This is a genomic window from Streptomyces murinus (assembly GCF_002154555.1).
GTDB classification, from domain to species: domain Bacteria; phylum Actinomycetota; class Actinomycetes; order Streptomycetales; family Streptomycetaceae; genus Streptomyces; species Streptomyces murinus.
In genome coordinates this window covers 1-2,101 of sequence record NZ_MUNF01000229.1, presented here as the reverse complement: position 1 = coordinate 2,101, position 2,101 = coordinate 1, and the positions used below count along the sequence as shown (strand labels likewise).

Below are 2,101 nucleotides of genomic sequence, written 5' to 3'. Positions count from 1 at the left end.
GGACAGGTCATGGGGAGACTGGGGACGGGGATCGGCTGGCGGCCGGAGATCGCCGAGGCCGTGGAGCGGATGCCCGGGATCGACTGGGTGGAGGTCGTGGCGGAGAACGTCTGCCCCGGCCATCTCCCCGAGTCGCTGGAGCGGTTGCGGGCGCGCGGGGTGACCGTGGTGCCGCACGGTGTCTCCCTCGGGCTCGGCGGCGCGCAGCGGCCGGACGCCGGCCGGCTCACGGCGCTCGCCGAACGCGCTCAGGCGCTCGGGTCGCCGCTGGTCACCGAGCACATCGCGTTCGTCCGGGCGGGCGGCGCGCTCACCGCGTCGCCGCTGCTGGAGGCGGGCCACCTGCTGCCCGTGCCGCGCACCCGGGACGCGCTCGACGTGCTCTGCGCGAACGTGCGCATCGCCCAGGACGCGCTGCCGGTGCCGCTCGCCGTGGAGAACATCGCCGCGCTGTTCTCCTGGCCGGACGAGGAGCTGACCGAGGGGCAGTTCCTGTACGAGCTGGCCGAGCGGACCGGCGTACGGCTGCTGATCGACGTGGCCAACCTGCACACCAACCACGTCAACCGCGGCGAGGACCCGGCCGAGGCGCTGGCCGGGCTGCCGCTTGAGGCGATCGCCTACGTTCATGTCGCGGGCGGCGTCGAGCGCGACGGCGTGTGGCACGACAGCCACGCGCACCCGGTGCCGGACGCGGTGCTCGGCATCCTGGCCGACCTCGCCGCCCGGGCCGCCCCGCCCGGCGTCCTGCTGGAACGCGACGAGAACTTCCCCGAACCAGCTGAGCTGGAGCGGGAGTTGGCGGCGATCCGGAAGGTGGTGGAGGGCGGCCGACAGGGGGGCGCGGAGGTGCGGCCCGTTCCGCCGGTGCGCACGGACCCGGGCGACACCGAGGGCGCCCGTCAGCGGCTCGGGGTCGCGCAGACCGCCGTACTGTCCTCGCTGGTGGCCCGGACGCCCGTGCCCGAGGGGTTCGACCGGGTACGGCTGGGGGTGCAGGCGCGGGCGCTCGCGGCGAAGCGGGCGGACGTGGTGGCGAAGGTGGCGCCGGAGCTGCCGGTGCTGCTGGGGGCGTCGTACCGGGAGGCGTTCCTGGAGTACGCACGGGCACGGCCGATGCGTGGGGGGTACCGGCGGGACGCGCTGGACTTCGCCGGGTTCCTGCTGGACGGAAAGCGGACGGATCTCCCGAGGCGGGAGCTGCGGGAGTGGTGGCTTGACCGCTCCGGCCCGGCGCCACGAGGGCGGGTGGCGCGGGCGGCGCGGAGGGTGCTGCCGGGGCGCGTCCGAAACACACCGCCCGTACGCGCCTGAAGCATGCCGTCCGTACGCGCCTGAAGCGCGCCGTCCGTACACGTCTGAAGCGTGCCGTCCGCATGTGAAAATTCCTGGCGGCCGATCCCACCCCTGACATACAAAACAGCTCATGTTCTGGCTCCTCCTCCTGCTCCTCGCCTGGGCGTTCACCGGCACGGCCTGCGTCCGTCTCTGTCTCGCGGCGATGCGCGCCGCGGCCACGGACCCGGGCCCGGACCCCGGAGGAGTGGTCAAAGACCTTGATCTGACCCTGTACGAGGCCGCGTTCCTGTCCGGCGGACCCCAGCGCGTCGCCGATGTCACCATCCTGTCGATGGCCCGCCAGCGGCGCCTGCACCTCGCCCACACCGGCTGGGCCACCGTCGTCGACCCGCTCGGCCGGGACGAGATCGAGCGGTCCGTCATAGGGGCGATCGGCCCCGAGGGCCAGTCCCGCATCGCACCCGTGCGGACCCGCGCCGCCCACACCGACGCCGTACGGCGCCTCGCCGACCGCCTCGTGCGCAGCGGCCTCGCCGTACCGGACGCCGCGGGCCCCACCATCGCCGCGGCCGTGCGCCAGGTCCGCGCCGCCGCGCTCGTCGTGCCGGTCCTCGCCGTCGCCGCGCTGCTGCTGCCGATCCAGGCCGACGCCTCACGGCTGATGGTCGGCCTGTGGTTCCTGCTGCCGTTCACACTGTCGCTGAGCTGTCTGGCCATCGCCCGCTTCGAGGTGCACCCGTACTCGCCGTGGGCCTCCCCCGCCGGGCAGCGCGTGCTGGGCGCGCTGCTGCGGCGGGGGAGG

2 protein-coding genes are annotated in these 2,101 nt (G+C 74.7%); both read left to right on the top strand.

Annotation, left to right across the window (positions count from 1 at the left end):
• The first annotated feature begins 9 nt into the window (after nt 1-9).
• Nucleotides 10-1,314, top strand: a complete 1,305-nt coding sequence (locus tag CCN72_RS15555) for an MbnB/TglH/ChrH family RiPP precursor modification enzyme (protein WP_086808027.1) — start codon at nt 10-12, stop codon at nt 1,312-1,314.
• A 112-nt stretch (nt 1,315-1,426) separates the two neighbouring features.
• Nucleotides 1,427-2,101: TIGR04222 domain-containing membrane protein (locus CCN72_RS15550; protein ID WP_107430107.1), on the top strand; the 675-nt coding region annotated here is incomplete at its 3' end.